General features: G+C 61.0%; 21 protein-coding genes and 1 pseudogene. 9 read left to right on the plus strand and 13 right to left on the minus strand.

Annotation, left to right across the window (positions count from 1 at the left end; all coding sequences use genetic code 11):
• Nucleotides 1-4 precede the first annotated feature (4 nt).
• Nucleotides 5-754 (minus strand): thermonuclease family protein, encoded by a 750-nt coding sequence (locus tag AC0L3L_RS12615; RefSeq protein WP_473637782.1) that lies wholly within the window; start codon nucleotides 752-754, stop codon nucleotides 5-7.
• Nucleotides 755-986: 232 nt separating this feature from the next.
• Between AC0L3L_RS12615 and AC0L3L_RS12620 the strand changes: the two genes are divergently transcribed.
• Nucleotides 987-1,283, plus strand: coding sequence for a PRC-barrel domain-containing protein (locus AC0L3L_RS12620; RefSeq protein WP_473637783.1), 297 nt, complete (start codon nucleotides 987-989; stop codon nucleotides 1,281-1,283).
• Nucleotides 1,284-1,453: 170 nt separating this feature from the next.
• On the opposite strand, the gene AC0L3L_RS12625 is transcribed toward AC0L3L_RS12620, so the two are convergent.
• Together AC0L3L_RS12625 and AC0L3L_RS12630 are read right to left on the minus strand one after the other, a co-directional pair.
• Entirely contained in the window at nucleotides 1,454-1,747 is a 294-nt protein-coding gene (locus tag AC0L3L_RS12625; RefSeq protein WP_287363242.1) for a hypothetical protein, read from the minus strand.
• A gap of 274 nt (nucleotides 1,748-2,021) precedes the next feature.
• Nucleotides 2,022-2,243 carry a hypothetical protein gene (locus tag AC0L3L_RS12630; protein ID WP_473637784.1) on the minus strand — a complete coding sequence of 74 codons (222 nt, stop codon included), beginning with the start codon at nucleotides 2,241-2,243 and terminating at the stop codon, nucleotides 2,022-2,024.
• A gap of 246 nt (nucleotides 2,244-2,489) precedes the next feature.
• Here AC0L3L_RS12630 and AC0L3L_RS12635 point away from each other — a divergent pair, with 246 nt between their 5' ends.
• The 4 genes from AC0L3L_RS12635 to AC0L3L_RS12650 all read left to right on the plus strand — a co-directional run bounded on the left by AC0L3L_RS12635 (nucleotide 2,490) and on the right by AC0L3L_RS12650 (nucleotide 4,344).
• On the plus strand, nucleotides 2,490-3,332 hold the full coding sequence (locus AC0L3L_RS12635) for an ATP-dependent DNA ligase (RefSeq protein ID WP_473637785.1): 843 nt from the start codon (nucleotides 2,490-2,492) through the stop codon (nucleotides 3,330-3,332).
• A gap of 24 nt (nucleotides 3,333-3,356) precedes the next feature.
• A complete protein-coding gene (locus AC0L3L_RS12640) occupies nucleotides 3,357-3,578 on the plus strand; it encodes a DUF768 domain-containing protein (RefSeq protein WP_473637786.1) in 222 nt (73 codons plus the stop codon).
• Between the two features lie 18 nt (nucleotides 3,579-3,596).
• Nucleotides 3,597-3,827, plus strand: a complete 231-nt coding sequence (locus tag AC0L3L_RS12645) for a hypothetical protein (RefSeq protein ID WP_473637787.1) — start codon at nucleotides 3,597-3,599, stop codon at nucleotides 3,825-3,827.
• A 223-nt stretch (nucleotides 3,828-4,050) separates the two neighbouring features.
• Entirely contained in the window at nucleotides 4,051-4,344 is a 294-nt protein-coding gene (locus tag AC0L3L_RS12650) for a hypothetical protein (protein ID WP_473637788.1), read from the plus strand.
• A 132-nt stretch (nucleotides 4,345-4,476) separates the two neighbouring features.
• Here AC0L3L_RS12650 and AC0L3L_RS12655 read toward each other — a convergent pair whose 3' ends face one another.
• The 8 genes and pseudogenes from AC0L3L_RS12655 to AC0L3L_RS12690 form a co-directional block, all read right to left on the minus strand.
• A complete protein-coding gene (locus tag AC0L3L_RS12655) occupies nucleotides 4,477-4,767 on the minus strand; it encodes a hypothetical protein (RefSeq protein ID WP_473637789.1) in 291 nt (96 codons plus the stop codon).
• Nucleotides 4,768-4,783: 16 nt separating this feature from the next.
• Nucleotides 4,784-4,918, minus strand: coding sequence for a YHYH domain-containing protein (locus tag AC0L3L_RS12660; RefSeq protein ID WP_352525993.1), 135 nt, complete (start codon nucleotides 4,916-4,918; stop codon nucleotides 4,784-4,786).
• 413 nt (nucleotides 4,919-5,331) lie between these two features.
• A complete protein-coding gene (locus tag AC0L3L_RS12665) occupies nucleotides 5,332-5,775 on the minus strand; it encodes a hypothetical protein (protein ID WP_473637790.1) in 444 nt (147 codons plus the stop codon).
• Between the two features lie 98 nt (nucleotides 5,776-5,873).
• Nucleotides 5,874-6,074 carry a hypothetical protein gene (locus AC0L3L_RS12670; protein WP_128170874.1) on the minus strand — a complete coding sequence of 67 codons (201 nt, stop codon included), beginning with the start codon at nucleotides 6,072-6,074 and terminating at the stop codon, nucleotides 5,874-5,876.
• A gap of 242 nt (nucleotides 6,075-6,316) precedes the next feature.
• Nucleotides 6,317-6,799, minus strand: coding sequence for a hypothetical protein (locus AC0L3L_RS12675; RefSeq protein ID WP_473637791.1), 483 nt, complete (start codon nucleotides 6,797-6,799; stop codon nucleotides 6,317-6,319).
• A 37-nt stretch (nucleotides 6,800-6,836) separates the two neighbouring features.
• A complete protein-coding gene (locus tag AC0L3L_RS12680; protein WP_473637792.1) occupies nucleotides 6,837-7,067 on the minus strand; it encodes a hypothetical protein in 231 nt (76 codons plus the stop codon).
• A gap of 441 nt (nucleotides 7,068-7,508) precedes the next feature.
• A complete protein-coding gene (locus tag AC0L3L_RS12685) occupies nucleotides 7,509-8,363 on the minus strand; it encodes a hypothetical protein (RefSeq protein ID WP_473637793.1) in 855 nt (284 codons plus the stop codon).
• A gap of 474 nt (nucleotides 8,364-8,837) precedes the next feature.
• Nucleotides 8,838-9,091 (minus strand): annotated as a pseudogene (locus tag AC0L3L_RS12690) (GIY-YIG nuclease family protein).
• 990 nt (nucleotides 9,092-10,081) lie between these two features.
• On the opposite strand from AC0L3L_RS12690, the gene AC0L3L_RS12695 reads away from it, so the two are divergent.
• Both AC0L3L_RS12695 and ade read left to right on the plus strand, forming a co-directional pair.
• Nucleotides 10,082-10,534: a cupin domain-containing protein gene (locus AC0L3L_RS12695; protein WP_473487958.1), complete on the plus strand. Its 453-nt coding sequence runs from the start codon at nucleotides 10,082-10,084 to the stop codon at nucleotides 10,532-10,534.
• Between the two features lie 386 nt (nucleotides 10,535-10,920).
• The gene (ade, locus tag AC0L3L_RS12700) at nucleotides 10,921-12,732 is read left to right on the plus strand and encodes an adenine deaminase (RefSeq protein WP_473637794.1); all 1,812 of its coding nucleotides are present in this window, start codon (nucleotides 10,921-10,923) and stop codon (nucleotides 12,730-12,732) included.
• A gap of 25 nt (nucleotides 12,733-12,757) precedes the next feature.
• On the opposite strand, the gene AC0L3L_RS12705 is transcribed toward ade, so the two are convergent.
• On the minus strand, nucleotides 12,758-13,924 hold the full coding sequence (locus AC0L3L_RS12705) for an alpha/beta hydrolase (protein WP_473637795.1): 1,167 nt from the start codon (nucleotides 13,922-13,924) through the stop codon (nucleotides 12,758-12,760).
• Between the two features lie 145 nt (nucleotides 13,925-14,069).
• Nucleotides 14,070-15,137, minus strand: a complete 1,068-nt coding sequence (locus tag AC0L3L_RS12710) for an alpha/beta hydrolase (protein ID WP_473637796.1) — start codon at nucleotides 15,135-15,137, stop codon at nucleotides 14,070-14,072.
• Nucleotides 15,138-15,375: 238 nt separating this feature from the next.
• On the opposite strand from AC0L3L_RS12710, the gene ilvA reads away from it, so the two are divergent.
• The gene (ilvA, locus tag AC0L3L_RS12715) at nucleotides 15,376-16,632 is read left to right on the plus strand and encodes a threonine ammonia-lyase IlvA (RefSeq protein ID WP_473637797.1); all 1,257 of its coding nucleotides are present in this window, start codon (nucleotides 15,376-15,378) and stop codon (nucleotides 16,630-16,632) included.
• Nucleotides 16,629-17,183 carry a DUF1697 domain-containing protein gene (locus tag AC0L3L_RS12720; RefSeq protein WP_473637798.1) on the plus strand — a complete coding sequence of 185 codons (555 nt, stop codon included), beginning with the start codon at nucleotides 16,629-16,631 and terminating at the stop codon, nucleotides 17,181-17,183. Before ilvA ends, AC0L3L_RS12720 begins: the two co-directional genes overlap by 4 nt.
• Nucleotides 17,184-17,188 lie beyond the last annotated feature (5 nt).

A 17,188-nucleotide genomic window follows, 5' to 3' on the forward strand; every position in this document is an offset into this window, starting at 1 on the left:
GCCCCTACCTTCGCGCCTTCCGCCAGCCGGCAACTCGCGCTTCAGCTTCCGAGCAGAACCAGCGCTCGCCCTTCGCCTCGGCAATCCTCGTATCGGCAAAGAACTTCTGTCCAGGCATGTGGTAGATGCGCTCGCCGCCGGCTGAGATGTTGCCCTTGATGTTGCAGCCACCAAGAAAGCCGAAGCCGGTCGATTGCTCGCTGACGGTCTCGACCTTGTCGGCGTTCGCATCTCGCCAGTCCCATGGCTGATCGAAGCGGCCCTGCCAAACTCCGCGATGCGCGGCCTTGGCGACCCCTTGTTCGGCGGCAAATGCGCCGCTCGAGTAGCGCGGCCAATCTAGAGCGAGGCCTTGTTCAACGAGCCATTTCTGAACGCTTCGGCCGTCGGCGCGATTGCAGTCCCCAACGAGTCGCCCGTACCGATCACGGTCGACAAAACTGCAATGCAGCGGTCGCGATGCTGCCAGGAACTCGTCTAAGGTTTGGGCCGCGCGGCGCCCGCATGGGTAGTCAAAGCCCTTGGCATCGTCGCAGTGCTGACGGCTCTCGGGCGCGTCGATGCCACTGAAACGAATCCTTTGGCCTGCAATCTCTACTGTGTCGCCATCGATCACGGAGGCGCGGCCTTCCATGGGGCCAGGCAATGGTTCTGTCCAGTTTGTTATCGTGCTTTGGAGGCCGGCGGTGCTCTGGATCGCGAATTGGGTGGCCGCTGCCGCAAGCAAGCCAACGCCGAGGAAGATCAGCCCCAAGAGGGGTCGCGGCAGCCGCCGTGACGGCATTCTTCTGCCGGCGCGCCTTCGCCAGCGGTCAGCCTGATTGGCGCCTTGATAACGGTGGCCTTTGCCCACGCCCTTCTCCCCGAAGAGAGAATGCTTCGTTATTAGGCAAGAGTCCAGATATCCGTCAGGAGCCGCAAATAATCGTTCGGAACGGTTGGCCCGGTCGGGGGTTACCTCAGACCAAATGAGAGGAGACCCCACAATGGACCACACCAATCACGTACGGCTTACGAATGCGGAACTGCGCGCTGACTTGATTGAAGGAGCGACCATCTACGGTCGCGATGATGAGGAAATCAGTTCGGTAGACCACATCCATGGGACCGGGGACGATGCCCAGGTCGTTTTCGATGTTGGCGGTTTCCTCGGCATCGGCTCAAAGCGCGTGGCGCTTTATGCCAGTCAGCTCGATTTTATGCGGGACGAAGACGGCGATGTGCATGCCATCACGCAAATGACCACCGACCAGTTGAAGGACTTGCCCGAGCACTTTGACTGACGTGGGCCCAGGGTGTCTGTGACCAGCGGGCACCTGCGTTGCCCGGTGCAGATCGGGCCCACCCCGATCGGGGCCCGCGCGCTCCGCCAGAGGCGCGGGCTTCTCTCGCTTTTCTCCGTGAAGAGCGGGGCAGAGACGTCGCGCGAACAGACATTGGATCAAAAGCCGGCTCACGGGAAATCGAAATGCTGCCATTCCACGCATCGATGGACCCGACATTGACCCTCAAGCGTCTGGACATAGGAGGCGACGGGCACGGCGGGCCGGTCGCACTCATTGCCAAATTGGCGGACATATCGATCATAGGTGTTGCGGCCGGTGGTCAGGACGACCGCGCGCCGGCTCTGGATCAGCTGCTGCGTCTGTTCGCAAGTCATGGTGCGCGCATCCGGCCGGGCGTAAGCCATGCTTGTGGCGGCGAACAGGATCGCCGCGGCTGTCGATACGATTGGGCGAGCTGGCATGGCACATCCTCACAAGGGTCGTACTAACGCGCACCGTCGCCCGTGGTTCCGTACCTTCACCCGAAGCCGCATCTCAAGCAAGGGGCTGTTACTGCGGCGGCAAAGTGGTTGAAGCGTTCCAGAGGAGCGGCGTGTGCTTTTGGGAGCGCCGCCGCGTCCGCAACCCGTCACGTGCACATCGAACATCGTGCTAGGTGCGTTGAGAACAACATGCCGGTGACATTGCAGTGCAACAGGGGCCGAGGTCCTTTGGGGTCAGCCCGGTCAGTGGGCCTCAGTTGCTGCCACTCTCATTTTTCGGAGATCGGGTCAGCCGCTCGACAGTCTCAATGACTGCCTTAGCAAGGGCTTCCCCCTCATGGACTGGCTCGGGGCCGTAAAGCAACAAAACGGCTTCCTCGCTTGGCAGCACGCCAGCCGGGCAGGTCTGTTCAATAGCCATGCGAACCAGCTTGAGGGCGGCCCATGCGTTGCGGATGTTATCTTGGCCGTCCATGCTTTCTCGCTGAGATGGGGCGGCCCAGCGGTCAGTTGGAGTTTGGGGGTAGTGGCCGCTGGGCCTAACCGGCGGGGCTTGGGCCGCGTCCGCCGGCTGGGACGAATAATAAGCCGTTTTATGCAGAATTGCTAATTTAGTGAATGGTCACGTTCCGTTCCTCTGGCTATCAAATCGGATGAGCCTAGAGTCAATTTGGTGCCTAAACGAGTGAGTGCCGGCGGCCGGCTAGAATTTATTCCTCCGATGATGCCTACCTTGGTAGCCAAGCCGCCCCAAGGCGATGACTGGATGCATGAAGCCAAATTCGACGGCTACCGCTCCCAGATCATCATCGACGCCGACGGTGTGCGGATCTTCACTCGCCGCGGACTAGACTGGACATCGAAGTACCACGATTTGGCCGAGGCAGCCAAAGGTCTCTGCGTACAGAACGCCATCATCGACGGCGAAGTCGTCGTTCTGAATGAGGCTGGCCTTTCGGACTTTGCCGCGCTGCGCAAGGCAATCACCAGGCGCCAGCACGACCTCTATTTCGTCGCATTCGATCTGCTGCATCTCAACGGCCACGACTTGCGCGACATTGTACTTGAGGATCGGCGGGAAATCCTGGCCGGCCTTATAGGGTCCGACAGTCGCATCCAGTTCAGCGAAACGATGCCGGGCGAGGCTAATGCGATCTATCATCTGATCGACGCGGCCGGCCTGGAAGGGATGGTATCGAAGCGTCGAGAGAGCAAATATCGCAGCGGACCAACCACCAATTGGCTGAAGACCAAGTCATTCACCGAGAGCGAGTTCGAGCTTCTTGGCGTCGAACGCGAGCGGGGTAAGCCGGCCTTCGCCCTGATGGCCGAGCCGGAAACCCGCAAATATGTCGGGAGTGCATTCGTCAGCGTCAACCGCGAGATGCGGGAACGACTTTGGAAAACGATCCAGGAACATGCCGGGCCACCGCCCAAGGACATGCCAAAGCGGCCGGCAACGCAGTGGGTCAAGCCGGGGATCAAAGCCCGCGTAAAGCATCTAAGGGGCGAGGAAGACCTTCGGCACGCCTCGCTGCAGGATTTTTGGGACGAAGGAACTTAATGCGCTCCGCCAGCTTGTGACGGAATGAGCACCCGCGGTACGGACTTCTTGCACAAATGGCTGAGCAGCAACCTCGATGGCCTTATGAGCGCGGAAGTAATTTCAGTCAGGGAAGCGGTCCAGAAGCTGCTCGCGGATGCAAAAGCTCTAGGCATTGGCGAAGTCGAGATCGAGGAAGACATAGGGAGCGTCTACGAAGTGGTCCTAGATGCGATCGTTCACCATGACGAAGGCTTGGCGAGCTGAGCGCCCGATGGAGGCCCTATGAAACGCAAGCCCAGTAGATCCGGATTCAACAAACTTCTCGACGTCGACACCACACTCCTATCGGCCGAGCCCTTGATCGGACTCCTCGAACTGGAGACCGACACCGGCACGATCGAACTGGCGATGAACAGGACCTTGGCCGAACAACTTCTTTTTGCCGTCGTTGAATTTCTCCAGGCCGGCAAGGGGGATGACGCGCCAACCTTTGCGGTCGAGCGTTCGCAATAGAGGCTCGCAGCATCATCGCAGCGCTGGCACAAGCGCTCGCCAGGACGCGCTGAGCGCCAGACGTCGGCTAGCCGAAACGCGCGCTGGCGGGGCTTGCCGTGGCGCGGCCGCGCTTATGTCGCGGGCTGTTTCGTTCCGAGCTGCGACCAACCCGCTTGCCCTTGTCATCGAAATCAGGATTATATTCCTCCCGTTGCGGCGAGCCCCTTCAACGGAGATCGCCATGCCTCGAAAGACCCTCGCCGACACTCTGGCCGCCCGCGAAACCATCTATGTCAATTGCGGACACCCAATGTGCTGCAAATCAACGAAGCTCGACATCCAGGCGCTGATTGACAGGCTCGGCCGTGACCACGGCTCGATGCATGACGACCTGATCGGGCTCTTTGTCTGCTCAAATTGCAAGGCTGCCGGCCGAGACCGCCGGCAGGTGTTCTTCACATGCGTTCCTGACTACGAAGGCCAGCAGCGGGCGCGCAATCGCGACTGGAAGCCAACTTTCGAACGAAGGGGCTGAAGGTGGCCGGCACCGCTTGGGGGGGCGTTGGGGTAAGGACCCTTGACGGCGCCAGCCAGGCGGATTGGGGTCCGCCGCCGTTGGATAATACCGGACTTGGCAAATCAAGTAATTCCGTTATCGCGGAAGTCCCTAGGCGCTGCCGCCGGTTTCGCTTTCCTCGTCGATCGTTCGAACTGGCAAATAGGCGTTGGTTTCCAGCCATTCGCGCAGCACGATCTGAATGAGGTCGGACCGACCAATTTTCATTTCAGCCGCGATGGAATTGAGCGCGTCCTCCGTTGCGGGCTCAAGCGGCACGCCTGAGACGTTCCTGAGCATCAATGCGGCGCGACGCAGGATGATCTGCAGATCCGCGCGCGACATGTCCGCGATGCGATCGGCAGCGGTTTCAAGCTCTTCCGCAACAGATAGGCGGGTCATTCAGAGATCCGCATAATCAGTGGCAGTGGTAGTCGCCTGTCTTGTGGTTCTTGTGGCAACCATTGCTGTCGGTGCCGCCGCTGTGTGCATAGGCGCTGGTCGCAAAAGCCAAGGTCAAAGCCGCCAATACGGCCAGAATTGCAGATTTCATTGAGCCCTCCCCGAGTGAGTAGACAGCAGAGCACTATCGCAGCGCTGGCACAAGGGGCCGCCAGGACGCGCGAGGTGCTTCGGCGGTGTAGGACAGCGGCCAGCGGGAACGCACGCTGGCGAGGCTCTGTACGGCACGGAAAAACCACGGCGCCCGTGGGCCTGTCCCACAGTGGGTCATTTGCTGCTGGCACCGCAAGAACGGCCCGACAGCCACTTGGGGGTGACCAACAGCCGGCCGCCGGGCCTAACCAGCAAACGGGGTAGGTTCGCCGGCTGGGAAGACTGTAGGCCGCTCAAGCATCGCTGCTAACTTAGCAAAACGGCTGTGTTCGGTTCCTCTAGCCCTCAAATCGGATGAGCCTAGACTCGGTTCCATGAGTGGGTGTCGGGCAGGCTTGTTCAACGCTTTAGTCAGAACGCGCATTTCTTGTATTTAAAGGCACCAACCATCGCATCAAAGCGCTCAAAGTGGGTTGCGTCGATGATGCGGAATGACCATGAAAACTTCCGGGATACAACAGCGTCCGCACAGGTTAATAGGGCGGAGAAGCGGTCGTTCTCCTCGTTGACTTGCGAGATCGTGCAGGTGCCCCCAACCGGGCCCTTTCCCTTGTTGCCGGTAATGATGAAACCGTCCTCGGACGCATAGGTACGGTCCTTGAAGCGGACTTTCCCCTGGATCTTCTCGAACACCCTCGTGCAGTCGGTGCGTTCCCTGACCCAGACGCCTTGCAAAACCTCAAGAGCATCGGCCCATGCTACGGATGCGCTAGCGGCGAAAAGTGCCGATCCCAGGAGCAGTGCTGCCTTCGAACGATTGGACCGCCATCTCAGTGCTGCTATGACGAGGTGCATCAGGAATCTCCAAAGCGGTTTCAGTTGATGCCCCTCCAACCGCAAAAGCGGAAGTCACTAGAAAGCTTTTACCGGCAGAATGTTGAACGACTAGGCCACTAGCTTTGGTTCGATGCAAGCTTCCTCCGAATTGCGCTAATGGCGTTGACGATCGCCTCCGCTGCCTGGCGGTCGAGCGCAACATCCAGGCGGCCTTCTGTCGTCTGGATTGAGAGGATTCCGAGATTGCCGATCTTGTCCGTGACCGTTCCGACATGAATCTCTGTCGGCACATAAGGCGGCTTTTCCATAGGACCCATCGCTTACCTCCTGGTAGCGGTGTGCTGCTGGAGATCTCTCCTTTGACAACTCCCAAGGGCAGCATCGCGCCGATCTGGCGCAAAGGCAAGCCAGAGCAATCCGCATAAAGGGTTATCGCATAAAAGTGTAGTTTCAAGTGCAAGGGCGCGCTGACGATTTCCGCGTTATTTCTTCCTCAACCTCACCCCGGCGCCACCGCCATTCTCCGGGATGAACTCGACACCGGCCGCGACGGCCGACCCTATGACCCATACCTGACGGCGCATTGCGGCATTTGCCCCGCTGCCCGATCCGCAAGTGCCTTCTTGGTCTCGGCTTCGGAGGCACAGGTTCGGCCATCCATCTTGACGGTGAAGCCCTTGGACTGGAGGCAGCGGACCACATATCGATCACGCAGCTCACCGTTAACGTCATAAGTCGTCGACGAAGCTGGGATGTTCACCGCACCAATCCGGTTGCAGGTCACCATGGTTCCATAGGTGTTGCATTGCAGGGTGCCTGGGTTGTTGTATCCAGGATTAACATCCGTCGCGAGCGACTGCGGAATTTCCTTGAAGGAATCGATCTTGCATTGGTCGACGGCCGCGACGGTCGAATTCAGGTCTACTCCCGGCTTGAAGATGATCGGTGCCGGTGTCTGGCAGCCGGCTACGGCTACGACCGCAGCGGCGGCAAGAAAGAAACTTTTGCGCATGGTGTCCCCCCTCCGCGCACTGGACGTCAAAAGCTTCGCCCCTGCAAGGCGCTTGACGACCTGCCAACTACATTTCGTTGTTTTCGATGATGCCGGCTTCGCCGTCGGGCAGGTTATGGCCGGGCGCCGCCGGCTTCCGCAGCCTCGCGCCGGTGCCTTCCCCATTCGTTATATCGACATTGTGCAAAGCGTAGGCCGCGACAATCTTTGCCTTGGTCGTTTCCGTCGCGGTGCCAGTCTGCTCGAAGCGGTGGACGGTGGTGAACGATATGCCAGCTATCCCAGCAAGGTCGCGCACGGACCATCGGAGGATCGCACGTGCGGCCCGGTTCGCTTCTGGCGTTAGAGGAGCATTTTGCATACGCTTGTAAACAATCCTGATTGACATTGCTAACGCCTGTATGTTTTACATACACCTGTAACTAAAGCAACTGGAGTATTACCGATGCCGAACACCCTTGTTCGGGCTGCCGCCGAAGGCATGCCCGATGTCAACCGCCGCCGCCTGCTTATCTGACAGGGGCAGGCCTCGCTCTCGCCGCCACCGCTGCCAGCGTTCGCAATGCTTCAGCCACGGCGGCCGCCGCGCCTGCCGACGACGAGCTGTTCCGGCTCGACAAAGAACTGGAAGAAGTGCACGCCCGCATGGAAACGGCGTCGGAAGCTAACAGCACACTCAGCGACAAGATCGAGGCCCTGTTGCCGCCAAGGCCTCCGAAGTGCTGTGCAATAGAGCGCGTTATCGTCCGATTATTGGCTCCAGTTCAGCCCACATTTCTGCGCCTGTTAGACCGATGCTTCTCTCAGCGTTTATCTCCTCCAGGGGGCAGTCTGTTGCCCTAGCTGCGACCGGCACATATCGAACGCGAAGTTCCCCCTCGGTCCTATCGATGGCCGGAAACGTCTTGCTAAACTCTCGCAGACGAGGTTCTAGGCGGTAATGGAGGTTGGGATCAAAGCCCCCGTCCTTTCTTGCATAGCGGGCTCTCACAGAGGCGCTTACGACGTCGCTAACGTCGGGCTTAACCGTTCGGAATCCCTGATCGATAACGACATAGTTTGGCACCCACTCGCCCATGGCATCGTTGTGCCAGTGCTGTAGGTTTACGGCGGCATCGACAATCACGTATGGCGGAGCGACCGCCCACGCGTGGCCGGGTATGGCACCCGGGAAATCTAAGTCATCCCTGGTAGCCATCCCTCGCCATAGGTTCTTGGACGCTACTTCGAGTGTGAGACATCCGATGACGCTGTAGCTCCATATGCCGAGGCGATCGAGCATACGAGACATCATACCAGCGCACGTCACGCAGCCGCCCTGCAGATCTTCTCTGAGCAGAATTTTAGCGAGGTTTTCCGTGAGCTGCGGCACGATGGACCGCACATGCGCGTCATAGTTGGCGGGCCTCGGCCGGAGCGCAACCCAACGCGCGTATTGTTCTATGAAGTCGGGACGATTGCGTTCGACCTCCAAGAACGGTTGGGAATCATAGAAGCCAAACTCGCTGGTGTTGATGCCTAAGCTCCTGAGCTTTGCATCTAAACTGTCAAAATCGGCGTTACCACCCTTCTTCTTGAGTTTTGCTTCGCCCATTTTTGCGTTCCATCCTCATTGGTGATGCTTTGGTTTGGATAGTCGCAGGAAAGAATTGGCACCGCAATTGGCACCGGACGGCTAAGCACAGATGGTGACGAGGGGGGATGACAATGCAAACGGGTACCAGGAAAAGCCAGAAAACCGGGCTATACAGTACCCGGCGGGACATGTCGGCATGGCCTAGCGCGGATTTTAAGTCCCTTGCGTCTACCAATTCCGCCACGTCCGCAGGCCAGTCCTTTTCAGACGCCAGCCAAAGGCCGTCAAGCCATCTTCTGCCATCGAAAAATCTGATCCTGGAAGCACGCCTTTGTCGCTGCGCTGCAAACACCCCTCCACTTCGTCATCCCAGGGCGGAGCAAGGAGCGAAGCGACGGGGCGCAGACCCTGGGATCCTCGCCGTTACCCGCCGGCAGTGCTCCGGCGGACCAGAACCGAACGCTACCACCCGGTTCCGCGAAAAAGCTCGAATCACTCCCGATTGGTCGTCTCGATCAGGTCGATGTTCCATTGGCGCGGCCAGCGCTTGAGCGACTTCTCGCGCTGGATGGCGTGGCGAATGCCGAAATGTTCTTCGTACCAGACCAGACCGCTGCACGCCGTAGCGGCTGGTGAAGCGGGAGCCTTCGCCGGATTTGTGCTCCGGCATGCGGCCGAGATCATGGCGAGCCGATGTAGATCGTGCCGCGCTTCCGGCTCGCGGTCATGGTGGCATAGCCGGTCATGGTGGAAAGGTAGCTGGCGCCGTTGCGGATACAAGCGTCGTTCTGAGCCGTTGCATTCTTCGGCTGAGGTAACGGAATGGATCCCAGGGTCTGCGCCGCGTCGCTTCGCTCCTTGCTCCGCCCTGGGATGACGAAGTCGCAGGGGCCGGCTAATCGCAGACCTTGGAGATTGGTGGTTGCAGGCCGGTCGTCAGCGACGGTCAGTCGAAGAACCAAATCCTCTGTGCAGAGGAACTGGTACAAAACCGCCTTGGCGGCAGGTCCGTGGCGCAAATCAGCGCCGTGCCGAAATCCACAGCCTAGCTGCACCGCGACCCGGCCAGCGGCAACCCGTCCAGCGCGGGGCCAATCACCCGCTGAGATTCAAACAAGATCGCTGGAACCATTTCGGCGCGGCTGAGTTTCGGACTGAAGCTACTGGAACCCCTGACATGGCAGAGTTTGACACAGGACAAGGGAAGTTTGTTTCCAACGCCGTACGGCAATTGCTCCGTTCCGAAGATAATCGCCGGCATTTGCACGACGTGCTAAATCTTGCCGTCGACCCACGACTGCCCAGCACCCTTGCCTCATTGCTTGAGGTGCTTGATCAGGCTAGGCGGGAACCATTTCGGCAATCCCGAAACGAGCGATGACCGGGTAAAACGCGCTAATCTTCTCCTCCACCCCATGGCTCAACGCTACGATATTGAGAAGACACCTGAAGGCACCTGGGACATCATCGATATGTTCACGGGCTGCCGGTTGTCGAGGTGGGCGTCCCCTTGATCGACATGGCGATCGAAGAGGCCGACGATCTGGTCGAGCTTCTCAACAGCCGCGACAGGGAACAGCGGGACGATACTTAACGGCCGCTTCCCAGGCCACCGCGAAAGCGCGTCCCCCGTTCGGAGGATGCGTTCGGGCTTGCTGACTTGGTAGGCTCCAATTGGTAAGTGGTTCAGCGTCTATTTTGACGCTGTCCCCTACGAACCAAATGGAGAGATTGTCATGCTCAAGCTCGCCTCTGCTCTGGCGCTGCTGCTTGTTGGGACAGCGCCTCTGTTTGCCGACGACATGCCGATGAACGCGGACAGCATCAAATGGGGGCCTGCTCCTGCTGTCCTTCCGGCTGGCGCGGAACTGGCCGTTATGGCTGGAGATCCCTCAAAGGACGGCGCTTATGTGCTGCGGTTGAAGACGCCTGCCGGCTACAAAATTGCCGCACACAATCACCCCACCTCGGAATATGTAACGGTGCTTTCCGGTAACTTCCATATTGGAATGGGCGATAAGCTCGACGAGACGAAAGGCACCGAACTGACTGCCGGCGGCTTCGGGATTGCGCCGGCCGGAATGAATCACTTCGCGTGGACGACAAGCGATACGATTATCCAGGTTCATGGCGACGGGCCGTTCGCGATCACCTACGTCAATCCGGCGGACGATCCGAGCAAAAAGTGACAATTTCTGGGAGTGCAAAGACCCTCTGAACGGCCGGATCAGGCAATTCGAGTTTCTGATCGAAGGTTTCCCCGAACGTCGATTCAGAAAGATCCGCTAACGAGGGGCAACCTGGTCTGCCCAAACTGATTCGTATTCCGGTTGGGGGAGCTTGCCGTGCATGGCGCCTGAAACAGAAACCCGCCATGGCGGCGGGTCGTTGGCGCAAATCAGCACCGTGCCGAAATCAACAGCATAAATGCCGTCACGAAGCAACGAATCGCGGGCTCGCGACGAGACCCGAAAATCGCGGTCGATGTTAAGGCCGAGGAGCGCTCAAGCATCCGCTGATCTTGCTGGTCAAAATCCGCGCGGCTTGGCACAGTCGGGAAAACAGGAGTCTCTCCATGGCGAAGACCGCGCGTGCGACGAAACCAAAACCCTGGGCCGAGGCGGCGACGCATCTGGTCGACGTCGCGATGGGCAGGAGGCCCGCCGATCTCGTCATCCGCAACGGGCGCTGGGTGAATGTTCACTCCGGCGAGATCATCGCCGGCACCGACATTGCCATTGCCGGCGGCCGCTTCGCCTATTGCGGGCCGAATGCCGGTCACGCCATCGGGCAGGGCACCAAAGTGGTCGATGCCGGTGGGCGCTATCTGGCGCCAGGCCTTTGCGACGCGCACATGCATGTCGAGAGCGGCATGGTGACGGTGACGGAGTTCTGTCGCGCGGTCATCCCGCACGGCACCACCTCGATGTTCATCGACCCGCACGAGATCGCCAACGTGCTCGGCCTGCCGGGTGTGCGGCTGATGCATGACGAGGCCGTCGCCATGCCGATCAACGTGCTTGTGCAGATACCGTCCTGCGTGCCTTCGGCGCCGGGGCTGGAGCATGCCGGCGCCGAGCTGACGGTCGCCGATGTCACCGAGGCGATGGCGTGGCAAAACATCATCGGGCTTGGCGAGGTTATGAACTTTCCCGGTGTCGCGGCCAACGATCCGGTGATGGCGGGCGAGATCGCCGCGACGGTAAGGGCGGGCAAGACAGTCGGCGGCCATTACGCCTCGCGCGATCTCGGCCTGCCGTTCCACGGCTACGTCGCCGGCGGCCCCGAGGACGACCACGAGGGCACGCGCGCTGAGGACGCCATCGCCCGCGTCCGCCAGGGCATGAAGGCGATGCTCAGGCTGGGCTCGGCCTGGTACGATGTCGCCTCGCAGATCAAGGCGGTAACAGAGAGCGGGCTCGACCCGCGCAACTTCATCCTGTGCACCGACGACAGCCATTCCGGCACGCTCGTCCATGAGGGCCATATGGACCGGGTGGTCCGCCACGCCATCAGCCAGGGACTGAAGCCGGTGACAGCGATCCAGATGGCGACGCTCAACACCGCCCAGCATTTCAGGCTGGAGCGCGAGTTGGGTTCGATCGCGCCGGGGCGGCTCGCCGATCTGCTGATCGTCTCCGATCTGGCCGCAATGACCATCGACGAGGTCTATGGCCGCGGCGTCAGGCTGGCCAAGGGCGGCAAGCTCGACATCGACATTCCGGCCTATGACTATCCGAAGACGGCAAAGAACACCGTCAAGCTCGGCAAGAAGCTCAAACCAGGGGATTTCGACATCATGGCGCCCATCGGCGCCAACGAGGTTCGGGTGCGGGTCATCGGCGTGATCGAGAACCAGGCGCCGACGCGCGCGCTCGAGGCCGATCTTCCGGTGGAGGACGGGCTGGTCGCCATGGACCGCCGCAACGATGTCTGCCAGATCGCGCTGGTCGAGCGCCACCGCGGCACGGGCGGCGTCACCAATGCCTTCGTCTCCGGCTTCGGCTATATGAGCGACTGCGCCATGGCCTCCAGCGTGGCGCATGATGCGCACCACATCATCGTCGTCGGCACCAGCAAGCAGGACATGGCATTGGCGGTCAACCGGCTGGGCGAGGTCGGCGGCGGCGTCGTGCTGTTCTCCAAGGGCAAGGAACTGGCGCTGGTCGAAATGCCGATCGCCGGGCTGATGTCGGACGAGCGCGCCGAAATCGTCGCGGCCAAGGCCGACAAGCTGACCGAGGCGATGCGCCAGATGGGCTGTTCGCTGAACAACGCCTACATGCAGCACTCGCTGCTGGCGCTGGTCGTCATCCCGGAACTGAGGATTTCCGATGTCGGCCTGATCGACGTGACGACGTTCCAGAAAGTCGACCTGTTCGTCTGACAACGACCAAGGGCGTGTCCGCTCCTCATCCGCCAGTGGCGATGGTCAGCACCTTGAACGGCGTGGTGATGACGATCTCGGCGACAGAGCCGACGGCCTTGCCGATGCCTTGGCCGAGATTGTCGATCGGCTGCGCCGGATTGACCTCGTCTGACGCCAGGCCGGCCGGCGCGCGCAGCCGGTCGCCGAGCAACTGCACCAGGAACGGGTTGTCGGCGAATTTGGCGTGGTTCAGGCGGTCGCCGCCTTTGGTCTTGCTCAGGTCGACCACCGAAACGCCATAGCTGGCGAGGTCGGCCGCATCGCCATAGTCGCCGACGCGCGGCTTGTCGCCGGAGATCAGCGAGGACAGCCTGAGGGCGCGATCGTCGCCCGAAAGCAGGATGGCGAAAGGCTTGTCGGGCTTGCCGTAGCGGATCATCTGCTTCTTGAACACATCGACGTCGATGTCGGGCGAGGCCAGGATGACATAGCCGAGCTTGTCGCTGAGATCGCGGTCGCCGGTGATGGCAAGCTGGCGCAGCGCTTCCATCGTCACCCAGGTGCCCATCGAATGGGCGATGATGTCGATGCTCTTGGCCTTCGTCTTGGCCAGCATGCGCAGCGTCTCTTCGAGATCGTCGCGCGCGGCGTTGGCGCTTTCCTTGTCGTAGATATAACCCGTGGTCTTGCCGCTCGACGCCCATGAGAACAGCACCGGCGTGCCGGAGTATTTCGTGTCGTGCGCGATCTGCGTCAGCCGGTAGATGCCGTCGTCGAAACCGTTGTTGAAGCCGTGCACGAAAACCAGCGCGCGGTCGCCGCGCATCGCGATGTCGGCGCCGACCGCCTTGGCGAATTGCGGGGCGCCTTCGTAGAATTCGACGTCAGTTGCGGTGAAATCCTTCGCCGGATTGCTGTTGGCGGAGCCCTTGACCCTCTCGATGGCGCCGACCTGATGGATCTTCGGAACGGTGACCTCGACACTGGCAAAACTGGTGGTCGGTGAACGGTCACCATCGAACACCTGCCGCAGGTCTTTCGTTGCCTTTTTCCGGGTGGTGGCGACGAAGATCTCATGCGTGGCCGCGACGTCGGAGGCAGGCACCGTGACGGTCGTCGTGTTGAGAAGGTCGTGCGTCTTGCGGCCGGCGCAGCCGGTAACGGCGAGCGCAAACGCTACGACGAGAAAAGTCTTCGAACGCACGGTCACGCAGGCTCCCGCAGGAGGACGTCAAGCTGGTGACGTCGCTCGCCATTTCGATAAAGCCAGGGGCCGTCCGGTCCAGTTGAAAGTGATACGGCGCTGCCGCAACCGTGACCATGCGGGACGAAAGTAACAGGGCGTCGAACGCACCTCACTGCCCGAGCAGGCTGATGCGGTCGGTCACCTCGCGGTCGCTGGCAAATCCGTCATCCTCGCGCAGCCGCTGGCCGATCATCTTCACCAATTCGGGGTTGTCGGCGAATTTGGTGTGGTTGAAGCGATCCGATCCCTTGACGCTGGAGAGATCGACGACGCTCACCCCGTAGTCGGCGAGGTCGGCCGCGTCCTTGTAGTCGCCGACGCGCGGCCGCGAGCCGGCGATCAGGCCGGAGAGCCGCAGCGCCCGGTCGTCGTCGGACAGTAGCAGGATGAATGGCTTATTCGGCTTGCCGTAGCGGCGCATCTGGCTCTTGAACACGTCGACATCGATGTCGGGCGAGGCTAGCACGACGTCGCCGAGCTTGCCGCTTAGATCGCGGTCGCCATTGATGGCGAGCTGGCGCAGCGCTTCCATGGTAACCCAGGTCCCCAGCGAATGCGCGACGATGTCGATGCGCCGCGCGCCGGTCTGCGAAAGCATTCTCAGCGTGACTTCCAGTTGGTCGCGGGCAGCACTGGCGCTTTCCCTGTCGTAGACATAGTCCCGGGTCTTGGCGCCCGACGCCCAGGAAAACAGCACCGGCGTGCCCGGGTAGCCGGAATCATGGGCGATCTGGGTGACGCGGTAGACGGCGGCGTCGAAGCCAGTGTTGTAGCCATGGACGAAAAGCATGACGCGGCCGCCGCGCGCGGCGATGTCGGCACTGAGCGCGCTGGAGAATTTCGGCGCGGTGTCGTAGCCGACGACGTCGGAGGTCATGAAGTATTTGGCCGGGTCGTTCGACTTGCCGCGCGAGCGCCGCTCGATCCGACCGGTTTCGTGGGTCCCCGGCACGGTGACGTTGGCGCGGGCATAGTTCAGCGTGGCCGAGCGCTCACGGTCGAAAACCTTGCTGGGATCGTCGGAGCGCTTGCGCGTCGTGGCGATGAAGATGCTGTGGTTGCCGGCGATGTCCGTCACCGGCGCGGACACCATGGCGCTGCCGAGCAGTTCCTCGGTCTGCCGGCCGCCACAGCCGGCAACGAGCAAGGCAAGGACAAGGATGCAAATCTTCTTCAACTCTAGAATTCCACTCCGGCCGAAAGGCTTAATCCAACCTCCGCGAACCCTCCCGGACAGCCGAAGTGCGGCAGAAGTAAGTCATATCCACCCGAAATGCGCTCAGCGCCGCGCGACAGCCATCGCACTGTTGCGCGAAAGCCAGAACGATTGCCCTGATCAAACACGTACGGCGTGTGCTAGCCTCTGACCACCAATCGCACGCGAAGATAACAGACGATCCGGGGTAATTTTTCCGATGACCAGTTTCTCCTCCCGCGTCGCTGCTGCCGCTGCCGCGATCCGCCGGATTTTCCCGGAGACGCCGCTGCAGGAAAACGACTATCTGTCGAAGAAGACCGGCGCGCGCGTGCTGCTGAAACGCGAGGACCTGTCGCCGGTGCGCTCCTACAAGATCAGGGGCGCCTTCAACTTCTTCCGCAAGGCGCTCGACGCCGGCAACGATGCCGAGCTGTTCGTCTGCGCTTCCGCCGGCAACCATGCGCAGGGCTTCGCCTTCGTCTGCCGTCATTTCGGCAGACGAGGCGTGGTGTTCATGCCGGTGACGACGCCACAGCAGAAGATCGACAAGACGCGGCTGTTCGGTGGCGAATTCGTCGAGATCAGGCTGGTCGGCGACTTTTTCGACGACTGCTACCGCGCCGCCTTCGAATTCACCGAAAGCGCCGGCGCGCACATGGTGCCGCCGTTCGACCACAAGGACATCATCGAGGGGCAGGCGACCGTCGCCTACGAGATATCAGGCCAGATGCCGGGCGCGCGGATGCCCGACATCATCATGCTGCCGGTCGGCGGCGGCGGTCTGGCGGCCGGGGTGACGCATTATTTCGCCGACCAGCGCCGCGACGCGCGCTTCGTCTTCTGCGAGCCGGCCGGCGCGCCAAGCCTGAGCGAGAGCCTCGCCACAGGCAAGCGCATCAAGCTCGCCAGGGTCGACAATTTCGTCGATGGCGCGGCGGTGGCCGAAATCGGCCGCGAGCCGTTGCGGCATCTCAGGGCGTTTGCCACTGAGTCCGTGCGGCTGATCCCGGAAAACCGGCTCTGCGCGACCATGATCGAGATGCTGAATGTCGAAGGCGTGGTGCTGGAGCCAGCCGGCGCACTGGCGATCGACGCGCTCAAGGATTTTTCGAAGAAGGAAATCAGGGGCAAGACCATCGTCGCGGTGGTTTCGGGCGGCAATTTCGATTTCGAACGGCTGCCGGACGTGAAGGAAAGGGCGCTGCGTTTCGAGGGGCTGAAGAAGTACTTCATCATCCGCTTTCCGCAGCGGCCGGGCGCGCTGCGCGATTTCCTCGAATTGCTCGGGCCTGACGACGACATTGCCCGCTTCGAATATCTGAAGAAATCGGCGCGCAATTTCGGTTCGGTGCTGATTGGCATCGAAACCAAGGACCGCCGCAATTTCGAGCTGCTCAACGCCAATTTCGAGGCCGAGGGCGTCCAGTATCAGGATATCACCGACAACGAGACGCTGGCCGGGTTCATCATATGAGCGGCCAGGCGAAGATATTCGTTGCGTTGTTTTCCGGCATCAATGTCGGCGGCAACCGCATCGTCAAGATGGCCGAACTCCGGTCGTTCTTCGAGGAGCTCGGCTTTGGCGACGTCGCCACCTATGTGCAGAGCGGAAACGTCGTGTTCCGTTCGGCAAAGGGCGATGCGGCCACGCTGGCCAAACAGCTGGAAACGGCCTTCGAGAAGAAATGGGGATTTCACTCGCGCATCATGGTGCGCGATCTCGGCTGGTTCGAGCGGCTGGTGGCGGAAAATCCCTATCCGGAAGTTGCCGGGGAACCGACGAAGCTTCACGCCTATGTGCTGGAGCGGTCGCCGAACCCCGATGAGGTCGCGCGGCTGGCCGAAAAATGCACCGGTCCCGAACGGTTCGAGATCAGGGGCGACGTGCTTTACCTTCACGCCCCGGAAGGCCTCGGCAAATCGGTGTTTGCCAACCTCATCCCGCGCACGCTGAAAGTGCCCGGCACCGCGCGCAACTGGCGTACGGTGCTGACGCTGCTGGAGATGGCCGGCCGAGGCGGCTGAAACAT

The sequence above is a fragment of the Mesorhizobium sp. WSM4849 genome (assembly GCF_055811385.1).

Excerpts from the sequence above, each read along its gene's own strand:
- AC0L3L_RS12620 (WP_473637783.1), top strand. The coding sequence starts at position 987 with ATGGACCACACCAATCACGTACGGCTTACGAATGCGGAACTGCGCGCT.
- AC0L3L_RS12625 (WP_287363242.1), bottom strand. The coding sequence starts at position 1,747 with ATGCCAGCTCGCCCAATCGTATCGACAGCCGCGGCGATCCTGTTCGCC.
- AC0L3L_RS12630 (WP_473637784.1), bottom strand. The coding sequence starts at position 2,243 with ATGGACGGCCAAGATAACATCCGCAACGCATGGGCCGCCCTCAAGCTG.
- AC0L3L_RS12635 (WP_473637785.1), top strand. The coding sequence starts at position 2,490 with ATGATGCCTACCTTGGTAGCCAAGCCGCCCCAAGGCGATGACTGGATG.
- AC0L3L_RS12640 (WP_473637786.1), top strand. The coding sequence starts at position 3,357 with ATGAGCACCCGCGGTACGGACTTCTTGCACAAATGGCTGAGCAGCAAC.
- AC0L3L_RS12645 (WP_473637787.1), top strand. The coding sequence starts at position 3,597 with ATGAAACGCAAGCCCAGTAGATCCGGATTCAACAAACTTCTCGACGTC.
- AC0L3L_RS12650 (WP_473637788.1), top strand. The coding sequence starts at position 4,051 with ATGCCTCGAAAGACCCTCGCCGACACTCTGGCCGCCCGCGAAACCATC.
- AC0L3L_RS12655 (WP_473637789.1), bottom strand. The coding sequence starts at position 4,767 with ATGACCCGCCTATCTGTTGCGGAAGAGCTTGAAACCGCTGCCGATCGC.
- AC0L3L_RS12660 (WP_352525993.1), bottom strand. The coding sequence starts at position 4,918 with ATGAAATCTGCAATTCTGGCCGTATTGGCGGCTTTGACCTTGGCTTTT.
- AC0L3L_RS12665 (WP_473637790.1), bottom strand. The coding sequence starts at position 5,775 with ATGCACCTCGTCATAGCAGCACTGAGATGGCGGTCCAATCGTTCGAAG.
- AC0L3L_RS12670 (WP_128170874.1), bottom strand. The coding sequence starts at position 6,074 with ATGGGTCCTATGGAAAAGCCGCCTTATGTGCCGACAGAGATTCATGTC.
- AC0L3L_RS12685 (WP_473637793.1), bottom strand. The coding sequence starts at position 8,363 with ATGGGCGAAGCAAAACTCAAGAAGAAGGGTGGTAACGCCGATTTTGAC.
- AC0L3L_RS12695 (WP_473487958.1), top strand. The coding sequence starts at position 10,082 with ATGCTCAAGCTCGCCTCTGCTCTGGCGCTGCTGCTTGTTGGGACAGCG.
- ade (WP_473637794.1), top strand. The coding sequence starts at position 10,921 with ATGGCGAAGACCGCGCGTGCGACGAAACCAAAACCCTGGGCCGAGGCG.
- ilvA (WP_473637797.1), top strand. The coding sequence starts at position 15,376 with ATGACCAGTTTCTCCTCCCGCGTCGCTGCTGCCGCTGCCGCGATCCGC.
- AC0L3L_RS12720 (WP_473637798.1), top strand. The coding sequence starts at position 16,629 with ATGAGCGGCCAGGCGAAGATATTCGTTGCGTTGTTTTCCGGCATCAAT.